At 54.5% G+C, this 20,769-nt stretch carries 18 protein-coding genes; all 18 read right to left on the reverse strand.

Annotated features, from left to right (window positions below; translation table 11 throughout):
• Positions 1-92: 92 nt before the first annotated feature.
• The 18 genes from ACFO1S_RS08200 to ACFO1S_RS08285 all read right to left on the reverse strand — a co-directional run bounded on the left by ACFO1S_RS08200 (position 93) and on the right by ACFO1S_RS08285 (position 20,693).
• A complete protein-coding gene (locus ACFO1S_RS08200; RefSeq protein ID WP_204602842.1) occupies positions 93-860 on the reverse strand; it encodes a flagellin N-terminal helical domain-containing protein in 768 nt (255 codons plus the stop codon).
• A 137-nt stretch (positions 861-997) separates the two neighbouring features.
• Positions 998-1,237: a carbon storage regulator CsrA gene (gene csrA, locus ACFO1S_RS08205; protein ID WP_204602841.1), complete on the reverse strand. Its 240-nt coding sequence runs from the start codon at positions 1,235-1,237 to the stop codon at positions 998-1,000.
• Between the two features lie 12 nt (positions 1,238-1,249).
• A complete protein-coding gene (gene fliW, locus ACFO1S_RS08210; protein ID WP_204602840.1) occupies positions 1,250-1,684 on the reverse strand; it encodes a flagellar assembly protein FliW in 435 nt (144 codons plus the stop codon).
• Between the two features lie 69 nt (positions 1,685-1,753).
• A complete protein-coding gene (locus ACFO1S_RS08215) occupies positions 1,754-2,320 on the reverse strand; it encodes a DUF6470 family protein (protein ID WP_204602839.1) in 567 nt (188 codons plus the stop codon).
• A 24-nt stretch (positions 2,321-2,344) separates the two neighbouring features.
• Positions 2,345-3,265: a flagellar hook-associated protein FlgL gene (flgL, locus tag ACFO1S_RS08220; protein ID WP_378126660.1), complete on the reverse strand. Its 921-nt coding sequence runs from the start codon at positions 3,263-3,265 to the stop codon at positions 2,345-2,347.
• 31 nt (positions 3,266-3,296) lie between these two features.
• The gene (gene flgK / locus ACFO1S_RS08225) at positions 3,297-4,856 is read right to left on the reverse strand and encodes a flagellar hook-associated protein FlgK (RefSeq protein ID WP_204602837.1); all 1,560 of its coding nucleotides are present in this window, start codon (positions 4,854-4,856) and stop codon (positions 3,297-3,299) included.
• Between the two features lie 29 nt (positions 4,857-4,885).
• Complete coding sequence (locus ACFO1S_RS08230; RefSeq protein WP_204602836.1) at positions 4,886-5,389, reverse strand: flagellar protein FlgN; 504 nt, start codon at positions 5,387-5,389, stop codon at positions 4,886-4,888.
• 33 nt (positions 5,390-5,422) lie between these two features.
• Positions 5,423-5,689: a flagellar biosynthesis anti-sigma factor FlgM gene (gene flgM / locus ACFO1S_RS08235; protein WP_204602835.1), complete on the reverse strand. Its 267-nt coding sequence runs from the start codon at positions 5,687-5,689 to the stop codon at positions 5,423-5,425.
• Between the two features lie 82 nt (positions 5,690-5,771).
• Complete coding sequence (locus ACFO1S_RS08240; protein WP_204602834.1) at positions 5,772-6,191, reverse strand: TIGR03826 family flagellar region protein; 420 nt, start codon at positions 6,189-6,191, stop codon at positions 5,772-5,774.
• 88 nt (positions 6,192-6,279) lie between these two features.
• Positions 6,280-7,470 carry an acyltransferase gene (locus ACFO1S_RS08245; RefSeq protein WP_204602833.1) on the reverse strand — a complete coding sequence of 397 codons (1,191 nt, stop codon included), beginning with the start codon at positions 7,468-7,470 and terminating at the stop codon, positions 6,280-6,282.
• Between the two features lie 112 nt (positions 7,471-7,582).
• Positions 7,583-8,329, reverse strand: coding sequence for a ComF family protein (locus ACFO1S_RS08250; protein ID WP_204602832.1), 747 nt, complete (start codon positions 8,327-8,329; stop codon positions 7,583-7,585).
• A gap of 62 nt (positions 8,330-8,391) precedes the next feature.
• Entirely contained in the window at positions 8,392-10,461 is a 2,070-nt protein-coding gene (locus ACFO1S_RS08255) for a helicase-related protein (protein ID WP_378126583.1), read from the reverse strand.
• A gap of 216 nt (positions 10,462-10,677) precedes the next feature.
• Positions 10,678-11,082 carry a glycosyltransferase gene (locus ACFO1S_RS08260; RefSeq protein WP_378126585.1) on the reverse strand — a complete coding sequence of 135 codons (405 nt, stop codon included), beginning with the start codon at positions 11,080-11,082 and terminating at the stop codon, positions 10,678-10,680.
• A gap of 226 nt (positions 11,083-11,308) precedes the next feature.
• Entirely contained in the window at positions 11,309-12,034 is a 726-nt protein-coding gene (locus ACFO1S_RS08265; protein WP_204602830.1) for a response regulator, read from the reverse strand.
• Positions 12,024-13,202 (reverse strand): sensor histidine kinase, encoded by a 1,179-nt coding sequence (locus tag ACFO1S_RS08270; RefSeq protein ID WP_204602829.1) that lies wholly within the window; start codon positions 13,200-13,202, stop codon positions 12,024-12,026. The genes ACFO1S_RS08265 and ACFO1S_RS08270 overlap by 11 nt, the downstream gene beginning before the upstream one ends.
• 143 nt (positions 13,203-13,345) lie before the next feature.
• On the reverse strand, positions 13,346-16,030 hold the full coding sequence (locus ACFO1S_RS08275; protein WP_204602828.1) for a stalk domain-containing protein: 2,685 nt from the start codon (positions 16,028-16,030) through the stop codon (positions 13,346-13,348).
• A 241-nt stretch (positions 16,031-16,271) separates the two neighbouring features.
• On the reverse strand, positions 16,272-16,625 hold the full coding sequence (locus ACFO1S_RS08280) for an MmcQ/YjbR family DNA-binding protein (protein WP_204602827.1): 354 nt from the start codon (positions 16,623-16,625) through the stop codon (positions 16,272-16,274).
• Positions 16,626-16,649: 24 nt separating this feature from the next.
• Complete coding sequence (locus ACFO1S_RS08285) at positions 16,650-20,693, reverse strand: Ig-like domain-containing protein (RefSeq protein WP_204602826.1); 4,044 nt, start codon at positions 20,691-20,693, stop codon at positions 16,650-16,652.
• Positions 20,694-20,769: the final 76 nt, after the last annotated feature.

The raw sequence follows: 20,769 nt of genomic DNA on the forward strand, positions 1-20,769 counted from the left end.
ATTATATATATCGACTGTAGGATAACTTTTATTTAGCATTTAAAACAGAAAAAAGACTCCGGGAGGTCCCGGAGTCTTTTTTCTCGTTAAAATTAACGGAGCAAGGACAGTACGCCTTGCGGAGCGGAGTTTGCTTGCGCAAGCATCGCTTGGGAAGATTGAAGCAGGATTTGGTTCTTGGTAAGAGCAACCATCTCGCTAGCCATGTCTGTATCACGGATACGGGATTCAGCAGCAGTCAAGTTCTCAACCGTTGTACCCAAGTTGTTGGACGTGTACTCCAGACGGTTTTGTACAGCACCAAGCTTAGCACGTTGCGTAGCAACGTTCTCGATTGCCGTTTCAACGCTAGCCAGCGAAGTCGAGTTTGTCAAACCGCTGAATCCAGTTGTAGCAATAGAACCAATCGAGATGACTTGTGTGGAGTCATTGGATTGGATCGAAGCTCCGCCCGTAATGTTCATGCCGTTGAACTTCGTTTCCGTCATGATCTTGTCGATTTGAGCACCCAGTGCGTCCAACTCTTCGTTGATGTTGGACTTGTCTGTTGTAGAATACGTTCCGTTCAGCTTTTGAACGTTCAATTCTTTCATCCGAGTCAGCATTGCGCTAACTTCGTTCATTGCGCCCTCAGCCGTTTGCACGAAAGAGATACCGTCTTGAACGTTGCGTTGCGCTTGCTCGAGACCGCGGATTTGGCCGCGCATTTTTTCGGATACAGCCAAGCCAGCTGCATCGTCAGCTGCACGGTTGATGCGGAGACCGGAAGCCAGTTTCTCCATGTTCTTGCTTGTTGCAACGTTGTTCAACGTCATGTTGCGGTGAGTGTTCACTGCAGTAATGTTGTGATTAATACGCATAATAAAATTCCTCCCTGAAATTGTTGTTGAGACTCGCATCCATGCGAATTCTCCAGTACCTAATCTATAGGTCGGCCGCCCTATATTCAGGCTCTGTATTCATTATCGGCGGCGAAGCAAAGAAGCTTAATAGGCATTTAGAAATTTTTGCTGATTTTTTTTAATTCATCGGATAATCGGCTCAAATCCGCCTTCGTCGACACCGCGTTAAGGTTTGATTCCTGAACGGAGTCCACCAGCTCCTTGCGCAAAATCTGCACTTCCTTAGGAGCAGCGATCCCAAGCTTGATCACGTCGCCTTCTATTTCCAATACGGTGATTTCTATGTTGTCTTGCAGAATAACCGATTGTCCTTTTTTGCGGGAAAGCACAAGCATATGGACGCCTCCTTATTTTTCTGCCTCTTGCGCGAAGAGCCGATGTCTTGCCGTATAGGACGTGTTGGAGAGAATAATTTGCTTGGCCAAGCCTTTATCCGTATTCAAGATCACCGGAGCAACCAGATTCACGGTAGCCGTGCCCAGACTCTCCCTCCACGACACGATCACGCGAATCAATAAAGACTGGCTGGAAACCAGCTGCAGCTCCTTTGTCGCGTGGTCCGGCAGCTCGAATTCGTATTCCTTGAAGAAAAAGAACGGATCTACGGTGACGAAGCTCGTCTCCTCGCTGTCAAGACATTGCAAGGTTCCGAACGGTTTGTTGGCTTCCTCCTCCACTAATACAAATCGCTTGCAGTGGTTAAAGCCCGGAAGCCCCTCCTCAAAGTGATAAATCAAATTTCCATCCGCTTGCTGTAATTCCTCTTCAGCTTGCCTGCGCATGTTCCGGCCTCCTCGACCCTAAAAGTAGAAAAGCTATAAGCGTATGCCGCTTACAGCTTAAATCGCGATTTATGCAATGATGTTAATCTCGGGAGGCGTAATCGTGACTTTCGGATATTGCTGCATGTACACGTTTACGTTCCCCCGCTCATATTGAATTTCCGGGCGATGCACTTGAGCTTGAATGTCTACCCGACCGACATCTACCTGCAGATTGATGTCATTGGGCGTATACTGGAACTCCACATTGGCCAAGGACGCAAATCCGAACACCTGCAAGTCGGGTGCACCCTCGATAAAATCGCTCAAAGCGAGTTCGGGAATCGGATTGTCGTTATTCGTAAGGTCACCCATCCGATTCCCTTTCTCCACAATATGTTGAATGTTTTGCTGAGCTACTTGTTTATATTGAGAGTAGATCCGGTTCCAGAACGCTTCCGCCTTCCCCCCCGTGAGCGCGTCGTTGGTTAACGACTGATCAATCCGCAGATCGCCGGGACGATTCGTGGCGGTAATGACGGTAGGCGTCGATTGCACCGCCAGCTCAGGCTTAGGCCGTCGGATCTGATACTGTCCGAGCTGGGACTCAATGCCGATCAATCCTCTCTGGGACTGAATGGACAAGAAAGGTACCATGCTTCAAGCCTCCCCGCTTCAGGCTTATCTCAAGAAGTCGACAAGCGATGGCGAGATGACCTTCGCTCCCACGGACAGCGAAGCTTGATAGATGCTCTCGTTCACCTTCGAACGAATGATCAAATCCTCGATATCCGCATCCTCGGTTTTGGACTGCAGCGTTTCCAGGTTAACGTTCAAATCTTTAAGCCGCTGCTCCATCAATTCAACCCGGTTCACGCGGGCGCCGATTTCCGCTTGCTGAGTAAGCACCTTGTCCAGCCTGCTGTCCAATGCATTGAGCTGGCCGGTTACTCCTTCATAATTGCCGGATTCCAGGTTGGCGACCATCTGATCGATAACATAGAACAAATTATCGTCTTCATTTTGCGGCGCTGTAACGCCCGGCGGCGGGAAGCCGAAAACATTGTTTCCTGTCAGGTTGACCGTCAATTCAATTCCGGTGTTGATCGCATAATTCAGATTGCCGGTATCCGTAATGACGTTCGTAGGCGGAGTGGCACTGTCATATGGAATTTTGTCCGTGAACTGTCCATTAAATACGTATTTGCCCTTGAACTGGCTATTAGCGATATCGACAAGCTGTTCCTTTAATTGCTTCATCTCGCTTGCGATGTTATCCAGTGCCACTTGCGGGTTCGTCCCGTTCGCTCCCTTAACGGCGAGCTCTTTAATACGTTTGCCGATATCTCCAACCTGAGTAAGCAGCGTATCATTAAAATCCAGCCATGACACGGCGGAATCTACGTTGGTCTGATAACGCTCGTTAAGAGACAGATCGCTTCTGTAGCGCAGCGAATATGTGATGCCTACCGGATCATCGGAAGGCCGGTTGATCTTCATGCCTGTAGACAGCTGCTCCTGCAAGCCTTGCATCTGTCCGAGGTTCTTGTTAATGTTCCGCAGCAATTGATTCGTTATCGTACCTTGCGTTACGCGTCCCAACAAGGTTATTCACCCTCTCTTCGGAAAGTCGTTATCTGCCTACCGTGCCCATACCGTTAATAATTCGGTCCAGCGTCTCGTCAATCGTAGTCATGAACCGCGCTGCCGCATTATAGGCATGCTGGAATTTGATCATACTGCTCATCTCTTCATCCAACGACACTCCGCTCACGGATTGCCGGCGAGACTCCACTTGATCAACGACGATCTTGGCATTCGTCGTTTGACGATTGGCTTCTTCCGCCTCGATCCCGAGCTGACCGACAATAGAACGGAAGAAGTCATTGACGGAGCCCTGCGCCGTTGCCGCCCCCACGGCCACGGAGGAGAAGTCGATCTTCATCTCGCTGAATTGGCTGATCAGCAGCGCCAGATCCTTGTTCCCCTTAACGACGGATTCAGGCGTTCCCGCAGTCCGCATAGCGGAAGCGATGTTCCCCGCGTCCGCAAGAATAGCTGCGTCGAGCTGAATGTTGCCTGCGGTCAGCGGCCCTCCGTCTCTTGAAGCGAAGAAGCTTCCTCCCGCTTTAGGAGGGTCCATCATCGTGTACCCCAGCTGATGCAATCCGTTCAAGCCTCTGACGGTAACGGTCAAGTCCGAGGTCAGCGTTCTGCTCGTGCCCGTATAGGTTACATTGTCCAGAGTAATTCCGTCCGGCAATACGGAGCCTGCGGGAATCGTGACTCGAATATCTCCATTGGCCAGCCCATTGACAAGGGTATTTAATTGCTGTTGATAGTTGGCTACATACTGATCCCGGGAGATAATCATCCCATAGGCTTCGCCGCCATTGAGATCGCCGCCCGCCGCGCTTGCTTCCAGACCCTCGACCGTAACGGGATTGAATTCCCCGTCTTCTATCAGAACCGCGCCGCCCATTGACACTTGGTAGCCGCCGTCAATCGTTTCTACGGCCGTTACGTTAATGATCTTGGACAATCCATCCATCAACAGATCGCGTTGATCCCGCAAATCGTTGGCGTTGTCGCCCAAGCCCTCGATACGGCGAATTTGCAGATTCAAACTGGCGATCGTTTCAAGCGACGTGTTGATCTGATTCGCCTTGACTCCGATGTTCTCGGTAATATCCGCGCTCAGCTCATCGAGCTGCCTGGCGGTTTGGTTAAAGGCGTCCGTTACCGCTTTGGCGGTTTCCCTCACAAGCTTCCTTGCCGTAATATCCTCCGGATTCTCACTGAGATCGTGCCAGGACTTCCAGAAGTTGTCGAGAACCGCGCGCAATCCGGTATTGGACGGCTCGTTCACGATCGTTTCCAGCTTCTGCAGCGTATCCGCTTGAATCGACCAACTGCCGTGCGTCTTGTTCTCGTTCCTAAATTGCGCATCCAGGAAGCTCTCGCGAATCCGGGTAATCGAGCTGAACTCGACGCCGGTTCCCAGTTGGCCCGGAGTGACGGACTTGTTCATGCCGACCGCTTCCATCGGCTTAGACGCAACCATGTTGACCGTCTGTCTGGAGTATCCCGCCGTATTGGCGTTCGCGACGTTGTGACCCGTTGTTTGCAGCGCCGTCTGCTGCGTGAACAAGCTGCGTTTTGCCGTTTCCAATGCATGGAAAGTCGATCTCATTAACATCTTCCCCGTTCCGCTTGTGGATTCTAGGCTTTCGAATCGAAAAAGTTGAGCTTGTGCTGACCGTAAGCCGAATCGCTCGGCTTCTTATACACATAATCCTGATCGTCATAGGCGCTCGCCAGAAGATTCAAGGAAAAATCATTAAACTCTATCGACTGCTGCGTCAGCTTCATATTGACATCATTCAGGGCGCGCACATGCTCGACCATAGCGCTTAGCCTGTCGGCAAGATCGGACAGCTTAAGCTTGTCTTCGGAATGAGAGATCATTCGAATCAGACTGGCGACCGTCGTCGAAGGCGCAGGATTCAGCCCCCGCTCCTGCAGAAAGCTCTGCACGGCCTGCTGTCTGCGCGCTTCGGCATCCATGATCAGCTTGACCAATCGGGATTCCTTGGTCACCATCTCATTCAAGACGTCCACATCATTGGCGATGAGCGCCGCCTTTTTCTTCTCTGCAAATCCGACCATCTGCTCATGCTGAAGCAGCAAGGTTTCCAGCGCTTCGCACAAATCGTTAAATGCCATTCTATCACCTTCCGCCCTCTGGATTGACGCGATCTATTCCCGAACGAAAGGCAGCAGCTTTTCGGCAAGCTTGCCGGAATCTACGTGATAGGTGCCGGAAGCGACTTCATTCTTCAAGCTGTCGATCCGCTGCGACCGATTCGGATCCTCTGCGCGCTGCGAGCCCAGCAATTCCATCGCTTCCGCGGAAAATTGCACCTCGTCCTTCCGGCGCTTTCCGGACAGCGGGTTGGCGCGGGCATCCGTTTGCTGTTGATAAGTGCGATACGCACCGATACGTTGAGTATCATTTATTTTCATAACGATCACCTCAATAAATAAAAAAACCGATAATGTATACCCCTATTATCGGTCAAGGTTTATGAAATGTTTAGAGTTACAATTATTTATCCCGATCGTTCATCCGATCGCCGATCTGATAAGTTCCCTTATTTCTATCCTCATCCGGATTATGCTGAATTCTTCCCGTAGTGGACACGTTTCTCACATCGCGCTGCAATCTCTTCTTGCAGGATTCGCACAAATGGCCTTCACGAATGAGCGTCCCGCACGATTCGCAAGGATACGACAAATTAGGCGCGTCCATCATCGAAATTCTACCCTCACGCACCCACTTCGTGATCTGCTTAATGCTGATTTCGGTCTCTTCGGACAGCTGCTGAATATCCATGCCTCTATTTTTGCGCAGATGTTCGGCGCAGCGCTCGTAGTCCTTCTCCAACTGCTGATAACAATTATTGCAAACCTCTCGGAAGCTCTTAGAGAACAGCTTTCCGCATTTCGGACAGTAGGTTAAATTCATGAAGGCATTCCCCCGATCCCGACATCAATCGACTATATTACCCGAATTATACTAAATTCTTCAAGTCGCCGCTACACTATTCTTAACATTATGCGGAAGCCGATGGAGAAGTCCCTGTCGATCCGGGCGCGCCCTTCGTTTCCGCCGAGGCGGCTTTAAGCTGGGCCGGCACGCTGCCGAACAGCAGCCATGACCAGCCCGTCAGCCTGCTGAGGACGGTCACAACGATCCACGAGATCAGCACCGCAAGCACGAACCCTCCGGCATACCAGGCATGATGAATCAACGTGCCTCCGCTTTGCAGCGGATATTGCCTGTAGAACAGCAGGACGAGAGGATGAACCAGATAGACGCCGAAAGAAACGATCCCCAGATGGCGCAGCCGACCTACCCAGAAGGAGGTTCTCAGCTTGCCGCCTATCAGAAATGCAACCTGAATGAGCACCAGCGGCGTGAGCATCGTGTAGATGTCCCACAGCCCGTCGTACAGGGCATTATGATACCTTGTCCCGTGCAGGCGCGCGTTGTAGAAAATATTTACGTAGGCGAGCCCGGAAGCAAGCCACGCCGCCCAGAGCGCGATCCACACCGCGACCTTGGATTTCGTCAGATTCTCTTTGGCGATGATCAGCCAGCCTTTAATCCGGTCGAAATAAATCCCCAGCCACGCCCCGAGAAAGTATTGCCCGAAATAGGTCGGCGACCAGCTGCCGCGGTTCGTAACCTGCCAGTACTCGCGATTGTACAAGAAGAAAGCCCACTGCAAAGCCACGCCGACAAGCACCGCGGACGCGGCGAGCCACTTAAAGCGTTTCATCAGATAGAGCAAAACCGGGAACAGCAAATAGAGCTGAATGCTAATGAAAACAAAATACAAATGCGTATAGGCTTGTCCCTTCGCCACCTTGCTCCAGAAGCTCGGCCACATCTGCGAGATGTCCCAGGCAAACCCGTTCTGGTACCATCTTAATAAGAAATAGAGCAGAGAAAACAGCAAATAGGGAATGACGATGTACATCAGCCGATTGCGGTAAAACTTCTTGAAGCGCTGCAGCGTCAAGGGCTGCGGGTAGTAATTATAAAAGAGAACGAAGCTGCTGAGCAGAATAAAAGACGTGGTTCCGATCTTGGAAAATATATTAAGAAAGTTGTACACGCCGTAAAGGGTCGTTTCTTTCATATTCACGGTAGCGAACGAGGTGGAATGCACCATTATTACGCCCAGAATCGCAATACCGCGCACAATGTCGATTTGGTTTAACTTCTCGCGACGTTCCATGGCTCCTCCTGTACAGAAAGCGTTAGAATCTGGCAAACTCCAGCGTCACACTATCATAGCATAACGAGAATCTCGCAGGAAGGCATGGCTCTTCCAGCCTCGCTCGTCGAAGCTAGGAGCGCGCCCACAGCAGACCATAGACGGACGGCGGATCTGCCGTTGGCGCGGCTTGCCGCAAGACGCGGGCACACTCATTCAACGTGCTTCCCGTTGTATAGATGTCGTCCACAAGCAGCACCGGACCTGTCCATTCCGGCCGCACCTGCGGGGCAAATGTCGCCCTCATGTCGACCACCCGGCTCCGCCGCGACTTCAAGCTCTGCTTCTCCGTATGCCGCAAGCGCCGAAGCAGCGGAAAATAGGAGATTCGATACCAGTCCGCGAGGCGCATAGCCAATCTCTCCGCTTGATTAAAGCCTCGTTCCCGAAGCCGCTCAGGAGCTAAAGGCACCGCTGTGATAGTCGGAAAGCTTGCTCCCGAAACGCGGCATAAGCGTTCGTAGGCAAACGCAAGCATCGCCGCCAGCACGATTTCAAGGCGTTCGCTGCCTCTGTACTTGTAGAGCGCGAGCCAATCTCTCATCGTATCCGTGTAACGAACGGCACAACGGCTCATCTGATAGGCCCTGTCCGTTCTGCGAACGCAATCCTCGCAGGATTCGGCTCTCCCGCATATTCGGCATATTGGGTAAGGAATCCATGGAATTGCCCGCAGGCATAAACCGCATAAAGACGAGATCGCCTGACGAGGCAAAGGGTGGCGTAGCGGAATCGGATTATTCCCCGCAGATCTGCCCGCGTCCCGTCCGCACACCGGACAGTCCCGCTTGCGGGAGGCGAACCAAGCGCCTGGATTCATAACTGATCTCTCCTCTCTAACGTTGCGAATCATGGAAAGGTTACAAATTTTCCCGTCGGGTTCTAGGAAGAGTTGAAATAGCCTTTGCGCCTGGCCAAGGCATTCATCGCCCGAATTTGCCGTATCGAGCCCTTCTGCGCGGCCGTCCATGTCGGAGCGCCGAAGCCCGCATAGCCGAACGGGTCGTCGCCGGAACGTCCCGCGCGCCCCGCCATCTGGACAAGCGATGCGGCATCGAACATGGGATTGTCGGCGTCGAGGATAAACACATCGCTCTTGGGAATCGTAACCCCCCGCTCCAATATCGTCGTCGTCACAAGAAGCCTTATGGAACGGCTGCGAAAGGAGACAACCTTGCCTCCTCTGTCGCCGTCCTTGGACGATGTCCCGGAGATGGCCTCCGGCGCAAGGGCGAGCTGCCCCGCGCAGCTGCGAAGCAGTCCGACCAGCGGTTCGACCTGCTTCACGTACGGCACGAACAGAAACACTTGAGCGCCGCGCGCAACCGACCGGCTCAGGACCGTCAGCAGGCCGGCTGGCAGCGAGCGCCGGCGCAGCAGCTGGTACACCGCAGGGAGCTTCAGCCTGTGAGGAACAGGCAGCGGACGCCGATGATAACGAACCGGCACCCGGGCATAGGCAAGCCTGCTTCGTGCAGCCTCCCGCTGCAGCTCCTGAGGCGGAGTGGCGCTAAGCAGCACGGTTTTTCCGCCGGCTTTGCGGCATTTGTCCGCCGCGAAGTGCAGCATCGGATCGTTATGGTACGGAAACGCATCCAGCTCATCGATCAGAACGAGATCGAACGCCTCCTGAAAACGAAGAAGCTGATGCGTGGTTGCCAGGGTGAGAGCCCCGATTGCCCAGCGCTCGGGACTCCCTCCGTATAGCACGGCGCGACTGTCATTCGGGAAAGCTTTAGCCAGACGGGGCGCTAACTCCAGCACGACATCGCGTCGCGGAGTTGCGACCAGCGCTCGCCCGCCCTTGGCAAGCACAGCCTCCAGCAGCGGAAAGATCATCTCCGTCTTGCCCGCCCCCGTCACCGCCCAGAGCAAAAAGGAGCGGTGGATCGGCTTGTCCGGCACTGCCGAGCTCTCAAGAAAGGCGAGCGCTTGCGCCGCAGCGTCGCCCTGGGCCGGACTCAGTCCCCATCGCGCGATCAGCTCCTCCGGAGACGGGGGCAGAGCGGAAGCCGGCCTGCCGGCTCCGGTCGTTTCGCTGGCGGCGTAAGCCAGAGGCGCGGTCGGCCTGGTCGGACGTTCGAGGGTATGAGCGAGGCCGGCGGAGCGCACGTCTGACCGGCCGGGACGAACGGCGGCCGGCGCAAGCGTTAAGGCATGCAAGGGCTCCGTGAGGGAGGCTGAGCCTCTCCCTTCGCCAACAGCGGGAACGCCGATCACGAGCAGCCCGCATTCGCGGCTGCGCCCCATGCCAAGGCAAGCCTCGCAGTAGGCGCAGGCTTGCCCGCATGCGGCGCAGAGCGTGCGCCGCTGCTTGTCCTGGCCGCTGCCGCAGCGACGGCAGCGAAGCTCCTGGGGGCGGCGCGACGCGCGCCCCCGCAGCAGCCGAGCGGGGCGAAGCCGCTCGGCCCACAAGCGGAGCCCGCGCAGCAGCGGAGCGGCGGGCTTGGGGGCTACGGCAGCGGTAAGCTGCACGGCCCCCAGCAGCGACGCTAGCTGCACAGCAGCGAGAGGAGCGACACCTTGGCCGGGAAGCGGCAAGGTGTCCAGCAGCTGCAGGACCTCGTCCTGCAGCAAGGAGCGGCCGGCCAGCTGCTGCGCTGCGCAGCGGGCCGCTGCCTCCAAGTCCGGTGCGATCGCAATCGCTCGTCCGCCAGAAGCCGGAACGTACGCTGCCTGCTCCAGCTTCGCATCCGCCGCCACTTGGGCGACCAATTCCTCAAAAGGCTTTGCCCACCCCTCATCGCCGTTTCGAGGATTGTCGCCGCTCTCGAACCACACAGAGTTCATAGAGCTGCACAGCGTCTCCGCCATCCCCAGCGGCACGCATTCCCTGAAGCGAACAAGCGAGTCCGCCTTGTCTGCCCAATATGCCGAATCCACCTCCCAAGCCAATGAGAATAACGCCCTGCGAATAGCACCCGCTCGCACCGCATACAAGACCACCTTCACTCTCGCGCCGCCCCTCACCTGTTAATTGGACCTCTCCAATCCTTCCTGACGACAAGGCTTATACGCTGACTATCGCGCACAAAAAAACACACCCCATCGCCAATACGGCGATCCATGGTGTGCTTCACCCGGAATTCGTCTGTTTCCCGTTTGGTTTTATTGTATGACAATCCTCCGACAAAAACAATGTCCCGGCTAACCTCCTTGTCGCTTTTTTTACAACGGCAGCTTGCGAACATCCTCCTGATTGGACAGCTCCACCCATACGACGCGGGGGTCACCCCCGTCGGCTTCTCCAACAGCAGACTCGCGTGCGATTGACGCGCCGCTGGCGACTTCCCGCCTTACCCACTCGATCCTTTCATTCCCGCGTGCAAAGCACTCCATAATTCTCCGCGTATCGTCCGTGGAACGCTCCAGCACAACGGTAATGCCGATTTCCGTTCCCGTTCTTCTTGAAAATTGCTGCAAAGCCCGAATATACCATTCAATCTGCATCTGGTGATTGCCTGCGACCAGCACATATTGACGGCGCTCAATCCCAGCGCCCCGCCGGATCAGCCAATGCGCGAATGCCGCTGGCGCTGCGTAAAAGGCGGAAATCCACAATAGCTCGAACATCACGCCGGCCACCTCCTTTGTTTTGAAGGTGAGCGACGGGACCGCAGGCGATAACGAACGCTCCTGCAGCCGACCGTCTTCTCGTTCCACACTATATGCCGACCGAGGTTTCGGAGTTCCTTAGCCACCTTCTCGCAGCACGGCCGCAATGCAAAATTCGCGACTGCCCGCAGGTCGGCAGACCCCGGCAATCGCGAAAAGGCTTCATCTCGTATGTAGCGTCAAGTCACAAGGTAACCCAACCATATTTGATAGAGTTGATGACTGCTTGGGTGCGGTCATCGACCTCCATTTTCTGCAGAATGCTGCTGACATGGTTTTTGACGGTTTTCTCGCTGATGAACAGGTTCTCCCCGATCGTCTTGTTGCTTTTGCCCTCGGCCATCAGTCGAAGCACTTCGGCTTCCCGGCGAGTCAGCGGATTGTTCCCCCGAGGGATGAACTTCGTAATCGTCTCCCGGCTGGCCGCAGCGCCGGAAGTCGCTCCGATCTCATCCAGGTAAGTCATGCGGCGAAGCTGGTTGATCAGCTTGCCCGTCACTTTCGGATGAATGTAAGCATGTCCTTCCGCAACCGTGCGGATGGCGTTAACAAGCGATTCGGCTTCCATGTCTTTAAGCAGATACCCTGTCGCGCCCTTGCGAAGGGTTTCGAATACATAGCTCTCGTCGTCATGAATGGAGAGGATGATCACCTTGATCTCCGGGAAAATATCCCGCAATCTCTCCGTCGCGACCACTCCGTTTTCCGTGGGCATGTTAATGTCGAGCAGCACCACGTCCGGTTTCTCATGATTGCAGAATTCCAGCACCTGGATGCCGTCGCCGCATTCGCCGATGACCTCGAGATCGCTCTCCATATTCAGTATCCGCTTCAGTCCTTCGCGGAAGAGCTGATGATCATCGGCAAGAAGCACCTTGATCGTACGTGCAGCAGTTGTCTTATTCTCCATGCGCGATTAACTCCTTTCTTGGCTCCGCTTTTATGGGGACTTGAATCTTGATTTTCGTACCGTGCCCGATCACGGATTCGATCTCCATCTTGCCCTGCAGGAGTTCGATCCGCTCCTTCATCCCGATCAAGCCGAAATGGGAGTGGGCTTTGGCCCGGGATTCTACGACATCGGGATGAAACCCGACCCCGTTGTCCTCTATGTACATCTGGACGGTTTCGTCCAGGAAAATCAACTCCAACGAAACGAACGTCGACTTGGCATGCTTCAGCACGTTGTTGAAGCCTTCCTGAGCCAGCCTGAACATGGCGGCCTCCATCGCGTTCGCCAGCCGCTTCTCCTTGCCGGACGTTTCGAACACCGAACGAATTCTCGTCTTCTCTTCGAAATCCTGCACGAATTTGCGCAGCGTGGGCACCAGTCCCAAGTCATCCAAGGCCATCGGCCGCAGATTAAATATGATCTTGCGAATTTCCTCCAGTCCCATGCGAATTTGCGCTTTCAGGTCGATCAGCTCGCTCCGGACAATTTCCAGATCCTTCGTGTCCAGCAGCCGCTCGGCGATCTCCGTCCTGAGCACAAGATTCGCCAGCGACTGGGCCGGCCCGTCATGGATTTCGCGAGCAATGCGCTTGCGTTCATCCTCCTGGGCCAAAATAATCTTGAGCCCGATCAACTGACGGTTTTTGGCGGATTCGAGAATTCGGGTCACCTGGGTCAGATCGCCGGATAAGTAATCGAGTACAACGCTCATCTGCAGATTGATCGTATCCGCCCGTTCGATGGACACTTCGACGTTTTTGGCTCGTAGTTGAAGCTCGTCCCGTCGGCTCTTCAAATAGCTCTCCTTCTCGCGGTATACCATGAGATCGAGCTGAAGCTGCGTAGCTTTCTCGTAAGCCGATTTGATATCTTGCTCGGAGTAGCGTACGAAATCACGGCTGACCTCCGTCAGCCGTATTCTCGCAAGGCGGTAATCCCGCTCGATGCGGTCTACCTTATCTATCGTTTCCGAAGTTTCCTGAAGTACGGTTTCCAGCTCTTGCGTAAGGGAATGAAGCTCGCGACGGGCCGCCTCGCAGATTTCGAATACCTGTACTTTGCTATCTTCCATTACGGTAATAGCATTCTGGATTACACGGTCAATCTGGTCAACATGATAATCCATAGAACCTGCTCTCCTAATCCGACACGCCCGTCTAAAATGAATTCTTTCTCTCGGTCAGAGACCGAGCTCACATCGCCAGTTACGTTTACATCATACCATATTTCCCGATCATAACAGAGAGGATTAGGCCCTGCGGTCTAAAATTAGTGAATTGTAATGGTTTTGGTTTTGCTCTCCCAATCTACCTTTTGGCCCAGTTGCTCGGAAATCACCCGCACGGGAACGTACACGCTGCCGTTTATGACAATCGGCGGTGCGGACAGAGCCTGACGCGCTCCGTTGACGGTCATCGAATCCTTGCCTACCCACAGCTCCAGCATCTTGTCTCCGCGCAGCACGGTCACTCTCTTCGTCGGACCGTTCCAGACCACCTGCGCGCCGAGCGTATCCGCCACGAAGCGGAGCGGCAAATAATTCGTACTGGTGCCCTTCTGCACGAACGGCGCACCGGGCAGCTTCACGCTCTTGCCGTCGACCGTTCCCTGCGTTTTCCCGACATTCATGACAATCGTCGGATTCGAGACGGCAATCTGGCCCGGAGGATACTGAAGGACAAGATTGTCGAAGGCGACTTGGCCTTGCAGCGCGCGCTCGTCCTGATCCTCTTCCTTGTTGACCAGATACAGCTTGGTCAGCTTGGAGGAGCCCTTAAGTCCTGCCGCGGTAAGATCGAAGCGGATATTCTTCCAGCCGGTCCAATCGACCTGGTCGGCAATCGTCGCGTAAGCAGGCTTGCCGTCCCCATTCGTGAATTCGGCTCTGAGCCATTGACGGCCGCCGTCGCCCAGCACATCGATCGACATCGCGCTTGGGGAGCCTCCTACGGAAATCCCCTTGCCGTCATTCAGCACCGCATTGGCGTAGCTCTTGCCGGAGCCCATCATGAATTCATAATCCATGACGAGTACCTTGGAAGTCTCTCGTCCCGGCACGCCAGTTGAGATTGAGGCCGTTCCGACGGTGGCGGCCGGCGTACCGGAGAAGCTGACCGGGTACGTCACTTTCTCGAAGTCTTCCAGCGGCTGCTCCGAGCCGGATGCCAGCGTCACCACCGCTCCATATCCGTCGTATCTTGCGATCGCATAGCCTGCGACAGTCTTGTCCTGTACTTTGCCCACCGTGATCTTGCCGTCCTTGGACGTCGCCGTGAAGCCGCGGAATTCCCAAGAAATCGAAGACGCAGGCACCGATAATTGCCGTCCATCCGTAAGCTCGGCTTTGATCGGTACGCTGATGACCGCCCCCGGCTTCAGAATCGTCGAGCTTGGCTCGGCGATGAGCTTGGCGATCTGGGCCTCCCCGATAATCTCGACCTTCAACGAGTCGCTCGCGCTGCCCGATCTTACGCTCAGCGTGGCCGTGCCCGGCTTGGAGGCTTGGAACGCGCCGTTCGCGAACGCTCCCAGCTGCTTGTCGATGCTCCAGGATGGCGTCAGGCCGCCGGCGTCGACGGGATTGTAGTATGAATCGTAGGCTTTGAGCGCATATGTCGATTGCTGGCCGATGAACAACGTTTGCGCTCCGCTGGCAACAATCCCCTTCAACGAGCCTTGAGGCGCCGTTGTATACACGCCGATGCCGTTCGTTACGAGACGCTGCGTGGTCCCATAGGAAGTCGGATGCGCAAGCTGCGTCTGAAAGTCGCCCAGCGGACGGCTGACCATGGTCGTAGAGCCGCCGCCGTCCAGATTAACCGCCTTCCACACGCCGAGCTCTCCCAGAATCTGCTGCAGCTTCTTGAGCGTTACTCCTTTACGGCCTCCATTCTCTTCCGCCGTAACCAGATATACCGTAGCGCCGTCCTTCGAGAACCCGACTGCCGTACGCGCTCGATCCGCGTTGCCGCTTAATCCGTTTATGTCTCTCGTGAAGGCGGCCGGAGCCCCTTTATCCATCAGCAGCGTATGGCCGCTGACCATCATCTGGAAGTCGGCCGGGTTATAGGCTTTGCCGTCTGCCGACGTCAAGGAATAGCTGGAGCCGATTCGATCCCCGACATTCAGATTGCCCGTAATGAAGCTTGCTGCCGTCCCATGCCCGCGCAAAATATAGCCATTGGCCGGAATCGGCGTTGCGATCGCGCTTTGACTGGAAATTTCGGTGACGACATCGTCCACGACCAGCGCCTCCGTCGGCTTGGCCGCACTGTTCATCGGACGCTCCGAAGCAGTCCATGCGTTGGTATAGATGTAGAGCGCATTAACGTGGCTATACGCCTTGTCCGGCTCTGTACGGTAAGCCGACTTGTTGACGCCCGTCAGCGGGAACGAGGTCACTCCGTCTGCAGCCGTCACCGTACCGGTAAACACGAAGTTGTCGATCACCGGCTGCCGGTCCTTCGTAACGCCGAAAGCGTACATGCCTGTTAGCTGCTCCGTGCTGACAAGCAACTGACCGGACGTAATCTGTGCCCCCATCGGCACTCCCTCCGTACTGCTGCCCGTCCGGAAGACGTCCCCGTTCACGCCTGCAACCGCCCCCGTCTCCTTGGTCATCGCGCCGACGGATTGCTTGCCTGTAACGCTGCCTTTCGGGCCTCCCATGGCGTTGAGCTCCACATAAGGGTCTTTCAAGTCTATCTGCAAGACATGAATCGCTTCGGAAGTCTTCGAGTCCGAAGCGACCCAGGAATACGTCAATTGCCGTACGCCGGAGGTCACGATCATCTCGGATTGCTTTACGAGCTTGTAAGTGACTGCTGCGGAAGCGGCATGGGCGGCAGGCAGAAACGCATTGCTGACGGGTCCGCTCAATACGAGAAACCCGGCGAGAAACGGCAGAATCAAACGGGAACGCTTATGTCGCGTTTGCGGTGTTGTCGATGGCATGTAAGTCAAATCTCCTGTATGTCTATTAGAATTTGGAAGAAGCTTGGCCGCTTCTATCTTTCCTAATCTATTAGACTCAACAAGAGGCGAAAAGTTACACTCCTATGAAAATGTCCCCAAATTTTAATAGCGACAGGCGATTCAGCGCGCACAAAAAAGGCCAGCCAGAACCCTCTGGTTGACCTGATCCCAAGAAGAAGAGGCGACAACCCTCATCGCCTCTTCCAGCTTGCCTGATCTTCTATTCCAATTGCTCCCGCTCCAGCCTGGTCAGCTTCCGCCAGGTGAGCTGATAGGATTGCTCCAGCATCTCCAATACTTCTTCCCCTGGAACTTTGCCATCCAGAACAACGGTGTTCCAATGTCTTTTATTCATATGATACCCCGGCAGAACCGAGCCTTCATATTGTCGGCGTAGGAGCCACGCTTCCTCCGGGTCCGCCTTCAGATTCACGCTCTCATGCTCCCCTGTCCGCCCCAACAGGGCGAACATCTTGTTTCCCACGAACAATACCGGAAGTTCGGGGTCGAAGGGGTAGCGGAGCGAAGCGCCTTTTTTTGCAAGCCCCCGCTCGATCAGTTGGGAGTGATTCATGAGTATAGCCTCCGGTCCAAGTCATTAAGGATCCAAAAATTCCACGTAATCCAGCAGCCGCTTGATCATGACCGCAGCCTCGGCTCGAGAGGCGTTGGCTTGCGGCTTCAGCAGCGTATTCGTCACGCCGCTGATCACCCCGGATTGCACGGAGATCGATACGCCGTCCCTTGCCCAGCTGCTCACCTTCCCGCGATCGCTGAAGGTATTCAGACTTGAGCTGTCCGCGCTTTTCTGGACGCCCGCCACATTCATGGCCCTAACCATCATCGTCGCCATCTCTTCGCGAGTGATCGGAGCGTTGGGACGGAATTTCCCGTCGCTTCCTCCCTGTACGATCCCAGCCGCGCTTGCAGCCCCGATGTAGGCCGAGGATGCGCTTGTCGAGGAAACGTCGCTGAATCGGGCTGCAGCCGCCTTATCGCCATTCAGGCCCAACCCTCTTACGATGTACTGGGCGAAGTCCGCTCTAGTAATATTTGTTTTCGGCGCGAAATTCACTGTTGTCGCCCCTTCCAAGATAAACTTGGAAGCCAGCAGGGAAACGTCGTCATTCGCCCAATGCCCTCTCATATCGCTGAATTGCATCGTTTTGCGAACGACCGCATATAAGCTATTGCTTTTGCGCATAAAATTCACGTACATCGATGTTCCGCTATTCGTCACTGTTGTTGGAACATAGCTGATCTTGCCCGTTGCCGGATCAAGATGAACGACGGACACGTTGTTCATGGAGCCCGACGATGCCGGAACAACGAAGGTTCTTTTCACGTACAGCTCATAGCCGTCTATCGGGTACTCCTTGCCGCCGTACAGAATAGATGCCGTAAAATCGGCCGGCGCAACGATTCTCTGTGCGCCCTGACTCGCAAGCGAAGTAATGAACGAGGTGTTGGTAACCTTCTCGATCCCCAGCAGCAGACTGGCATCGCTTGAAGCATTTCCTCCGGCTTTCTGCATCTCCTTCGCATAATTGATCGCTTTAAGCGGCAACGTGAACTGCGTATCTCCAAAATCAAGCATAAATTCCGCATTCGATACGTTCGCCGAGGAGGAAACCAGCGTTTGGATCGGAAGACTGACCAACGCTCCCGCCTCCGAGGACGGAACTCGCACCGATATTCTCGGCACCCGAATGCTGCTGTTGGATTTGATCAGAGAATACGCTGCGGCAAGCTTGTTCGCATCTACGATATAACGCTTGGCCGCTTTCCCGGATGGCGTAACCGCATTAACCGTAGACACTGCCTTTCCGACGATCAGACGAACGGCCCCCGCTCCATCCGATTCCAGATAATCCGGAAGGTTCGTAATGACAGGCCCGGTCTGCGCGCCGACCGTAATGTTGTTCAATGCGGCGACGAGACGATCCAGCGTATCCCTCAGAGGATTGCCGGAAGTCGTATAGCTCAGCGTTACCGTCTGTCCTGCATTGACAGATGTGGACAAATTGATGACCACTTGGGTGCCCGCTACGGAAACTCCCGTTACGGGAATCGTTGCACCGTCGTATTTGACTGTATACTGCGAAGCATAAGGCGCTGTGTTCGCATTTAACGGTGAAGAATAAACCAGGGTTAACTGATTATTCGCGATGCTGGATGAAGCGAGTTGCGCTACATCGCTGGAGCCGGATGTAAAGTTATACCCGACGATTGTCGGAGCAAGATTGCCCGACAAATCCATGATCGCAGGAGACGCCGGATAGTAATACAGCAGAACCGGAACGTTGGCCGCAATGCTTTGGGAAAGCGTCAGCTCGATCGTATTGTTGATTACGGCAACCTTCGTGATCGTCGGCGGCGTTACGCCTGTAGTCACGATAGAGAAGCTGCTCACCGGAGGAACGTTCGTCGCGTTAAGCCCTTCATTATACGTCATCACGATCTTGCTGCCGTTCAAAGCCGCGGAATTCAACTGCGGCGGTTGATTGTCGTAGTTGTTGCGAACATAGTAGTCCGTAAACGCCGGCACCATACTGCCGCTCGGATCGCGAAGCGGGTAAGAACCTGGCGCGTAAGAAATCGACACGGGCAGTTGGCTCGTAGACGTAGTGTTCAACGTCAGATTCAAGACATTGCCGTTCAAGAGAGCCGAATTGATGCCGATTATACTTCCGTTTTGCTTGACCGTAAATTGATTTTGAATTTGACTTTGGAAACCGGGAGCCACTTCGGCTAATGCCCGATTAAAGGTTAGCGTTAACGAACTTCCGTAAAAATAACCGTTTTCCGGCTTCGGCAGCGTAGAGTCCGTCGAATTCGTCAGCACGCGGCTGCTGAATTGCGCGGCTTCGATGCCGCTCGCGTTCTGGAGACGTCTGGCCGTGCTCGAATCCGGAAAGTAGGATAGCTTGACCGTTTGACCGACCAACACAGTTCCTTGCAATGTCAGCCGAACCTCATTACCGGACACCGTTATGCCAGACAGAGCCCGCGATACATCATTGACCGAGGCGTAGAAATTGCTCGTATAAGGCACCTTGGTCGTATCCAGATTCTCACTATAGGTCAGTACAATGCTCGTTCCGTTGATCGTCGCATTGTTAAGAGTAGGAACACTGTTCGTTCCCGTCTGGAATGTCCATTGATACGGATTGGTAATTCCCGCAAACAAATTGCCCGACGTATCCCGAATGACATTCGCAGGCACCGTTATGGAATATAACGTGGAATTATTCAGCTTCGTCGTTCCGACAAGCTTCAGCAATACCCGCTGATTGTTCGTCGGGTCGATCGACATTGTCAAATCCCGCTTGCTGGAAGGCGCATTCTGCGGGAAAATCTGAGCTGTCGCGGAAGAGGCCAACGTACCCAAGGGCTCGTTAAACGTCAGGCTCAAATCGGTTAAAGAGGTGCTGATCGACGTTGAGGATACCGTTGGAAAATATGAGCTGACCGCCGGCGGCGTCGTATCCGTCAGCGCGCGGAACTTCCAGGTCACGCTATCCAGATAGTTGCCGCTTGCGTCCCGATACACATCCGGTCCTATCGTGACGGTATACTCCGTATTGTTGACAAACTTAGGGCACGATGCGCCGCTGAGATTAATCGTCACCTGCGTGCTTCCGGAGCTCCCCACCGTTGTTGGCGCCGCAACCGTGCAGAACAAGGCGCCCCCGGCCGAATTCCGAATGACCAGGCTTTTGTTCTGATTGGCGAATACGGTCTTGTCGAATACCATAGACAATTGGGTTGCGTTCAAATCCGTCAGCGTTCCGCCATTCGCCGGACTGAACGTTGTAATCTTAGGCTTGATCGTATCCAAGGCAGGTTTTGTCTGGAACGTCCAGCTGCCGGCTCCGCTTGGCGTTTGAATCCCGGAATAAGCTCCGTTAAGCGGGTCGACAATGGCACCCGGATCAATCAGGACATAATAAGAAGTATTATAATCCAGTCCCTTAAGAGGAAAGCTGACTCTCCAATTGGTCCCCGCTTGAGCAACGGTAACGTCCGTCGCGAGGATATCGGTGGAGCTGACCGTAACGTGATCGGTTGCCCGTTTGATCTGGATGTATCCTGACCCTTTGACGACTTTCCTGACAAATTCGAAAGAAAGATTGCCCGGCGCTACAGGATCCAAAGTCGAATACTGGTTAGCCGGAACGAAGTTCAGCGCAACCGGAACCAGCTGTTCGGCTCTAAAGCTCCAGCTACCGGCCGGAATTCCTGCGAATGGGCTATTATTTGCGTAATTTCGCACCGCATCCGGCGGAACGACCACATAATAGCTGGCCCCCGAGGTCAAGCCTCCCGTCGGCGTAATGACGATCGATGTATTGGAATCGTCAAGCTGCACGGCAGGGGAGGCGGTTGAGGAAACATCATATTGCTCCACCAGCGTTCCATCCGCAGCATTGTACAATTGGATCATGCCGGTTCCCCGAACGATGGCTTCGTCGAAGGTCAGCTTGAGTACGGTCGTGGTGACGGCCGCTTGCGCATTGTGGCTTGGGGTCATCGCGACTACGACAGGACCGCTCGGGGCGGCCTCGGCCGGCTGAATGGCAATCGCCTGCAGCAGAAGTGCAACAATTAAGAAGAGTGAAAGAGTGCGAATACGTTGCAACAGTATAACCTCCCGAAAATGAACATACTACCTATTACTTCGGCGAAATGGATACGCATAATTAGATTATCGGCAG

It is taken from the genome of Cohnella boryungensis (assembly GCF_042651945.1).
Lineage (GTDB): Bacteria > Bacillota > Bacilli > Paenibacillales > Paenibacillaceae > Cohnella > Cohnella boryungensis.